The organism is Pontibacter rugosus (genome assembly GCF_042678745.1).
Lineage (GTDB): Bacteria > Bacteroidota > Bacteroidia > Cytophagales > Hymenobacteraceae > Pontibacter > Pontibacter rugosus.
In genome coordinates, this window is record NZ_JBHTLD010000389.1 from 1 (window position 1) to 1872 (window position 1872).

2 protein-coding genes are annotated in these 1872 nt (G+C 40.3%); both read left to right on the forward strand.

Translation table 11 applies throughout. The features are described 5' to 3' along the window. Positions 1-353: 353 nt before the first annotated feature. A complete protein-coding gene (locus ACFQ2O_RS21430) occupies positions 354-827 on the forward strand; it encodes a C40 family peptidase (protein WP_377532904.1) in 474 nt (157 codons plus the stop codon). Between the two features lie 76 nt (positions 828-903). Beyond that, positions 904-1278: a hypothetical protein gene (locus ACFQ2O_RS21435; RefSeq protein ID WP_377532906.1), complete on the forward strand. Its 375-nt coding sequence runs from the start codon at positions 904-906 to the stop codon at positions 1276-1278. Positions 1279-1872: the final 594 nt, after the last annotated feature.

The window sequence follows — 1872 nt, forward strand, 5'->3', positions numbered from 1 at the left end:
CCTTCACGTGAACCTCTCATATAGTTATTGTAAAAATATAAATATGTGTATATAAATTTAAAACAGATGGCTGATAATGCTTATAAATAAATCATAAAAGTGGTAAAGCTTAAAATACTACATGTCAACGAATTTATTTTTGAAGTGAATTGATTAACATTGCTATATACAGAACTGCTCCAGTGCCAGCGAAAACATCTTATCGCATACTAAAAGAGGGAATATGCAGTTACTGGCATGATGTTTTCAGTTGTTTGCCAGAACCAACACCAAGTGCTATGAAAAAGAACGTAATGTTGCTATTAACTCCCTTATTACCACTGTGCCTCTTGCTGGTATTTCAACCTCAGTTTTTGAAGAAGCCTGTAGCTGTTGTACATGCTCCCCCTATACATGTTCCTGATTCATTATCTACTGAAAGTGCGCCTGCTTCCTCCTCAAGTATAAGAAAGGATATGGTGGCTTATGCTAAAAGTTTTTTAGGAACCCCCTACATATATGCTGGTATGAGCAAGACCGGGTTTGACTGCTCTGGCTTTACAACCTTTATTTTTGACAAGTATAACTTTAAGATTCCGCACTCCTCGCGTTTGCAAGCACAGGAAGGACAACAGGTGCTAAGAGCTAAATCACGCCCAGGTGATCTGGTTATTTTCACAGGCACTAACCCAAGTGTGCGCCGTCCGGGCCACGTTGGGATTGTTATTTCAGAACCAGGAGACACGATAGAGTTCGTGCATGCCTCCTCTAACGGAGGTGTAAAAATAAGTAAGGTAGAAGGTACTCGTTATGACACCCGCTTTTTAGAGGTGCGGCGTGTTTTATAATCTACCCTATAACCCTCTCCTGTTTTTTCGTACACCATAGCATACGTATTTGTACTTAAACTCTAACGTTTATACTATGCTACATCCTTATCTCATCAATACAATTAATGCCCTTGTGCTGATAGTGGCGGGCCTTATAGGTTACTTTACAAATGAAGCAAAGCCTCCTACTGCGCTTATAGTGCCCTTTGTCGGTTTTCTGCTGCTGGCCTGCACGTATCATTTGCGAAAGCACAACAAATTTGTATTCAACACTGTCACTGCTCTTACTTTACTAACAGGCTTGTTGATTTTGTGGAGTACAGACACAGATTACTTTGTTTGGAACAGGCGGCAAATTCTGCTTTTGTTGACGGGGCTTAGTTGTTTTACGGCAGTTATTTTCTATGTGGCATCGTTCATCAAAGAGCGTCGAACCCGCGATAACACCATCTATAAGGATGACCTATAGGTGCGGTAGCAAAGGCAAAAAAAGAACACCTGGTGTAGCCCGTCAAAGTACACCAGGTGTTCCCAAAAAATCCTCAATATCTCAATAAGCGGCGCCCTGTTTTTCAGTTTGCCATCAAAAAAAGACCAGAGGTAACGATGCTATCTGCGTAAGCAGTAGCTAGTACTGCTTACTAAGCCAGTTCACCGTTAGAGTGAACATTATTACCTAGGCTTACTAAGACGACCGATGGATTAGACATGGCACCTCCTTTCTCTTTGATCCTACATAAACCCTGTGCTTTAAACCAGTTATACTTAGGTCTTGACACAAAGCCCGTGGCACTCGCCACTATACTTGCTTTATAAAGGTAAAAGAACGGCTAAAAGTTCACAAGGTTTTAGAGTTTATTTTACTCTAAAAGGCTCATTCAAGCCCAATAAGCATGTTGCGAAACAGGGACAGCAATTAAACTATTGATGCACAAATAGATACCACTTTAACCAAGAACCTATATCTGCTGCAGATTAGTGAAAGGCCTATCATATAAAATATATTCAACCATGCACGATGCTGGAACGATACTTGTATATCTTCTAAAAATATTTCCTATAT